Origin of the sequence: Janthinobacterium violaceinigrum (genome assembly GCF_009208555.1) — a bacterium.
Lineage (GTDB): Bacteria > Pseudomonadota > Gammaproteobacteria > Burkholderiales > Burkholderiaceae_D > Janthinobacterium > Janthinobacterium violaceinigrum.
In genome coordinates, this window is the sequence record NZ_WFLI01000116.1 from 1 (window position 1) to 442 (window position 442).

Below are 442 nucleotides of genomic sequence, written 5' to 3' on the forward strand. Positions count from 1 at the left end.
CCCAGCGCCTCGATCGTCGCGCTGGCATTCGTCACCGATCCCGCCCAGCCCGTGGCGATGCGGTTGCCGTCCAGATAGCCGCCGATGGCCATGTCGCCGCCGCTGAAGATCAGGCCGTGTTCGCGGTTGTTCAGTGTCGTCACGCCAATGTCGAGGCGGGTGCGCGCCGCGATGGTGGCTGCCACACCGCCCTCCACGTCATTGTTGACGGTGCCGCCGCCGATGCTCAGATGGTCGCCATAGATGCGGCCCGTGCCCGCGTTGTTCAGCGTGCCCACGTTCAGTTCCGTGTTGATGCCGTCGATCACGCCACGGTTGTTCAGCACGCCGCCGACGTTGACGCGCGTCGTGCCTGCATTGATGTCGCCCGTGCTGGTATTGTCGAAATTGGCGGCACCCAGGGTCAGGGTGCTGCGCGCCTGGATCTTGCCTGCATTGGTCA

General features: G+C 65.6%; 1 protein-coding gene. It reads right to left on the minus strand.

From position 1 onward, the window contains the following. The coding region (locus GCN75_RS28885) for a hypothetical protein (RefSeq protein ID WP_152285381.1) at positions 1-442 on the minus strand (442 nt) is incomplete at both ends.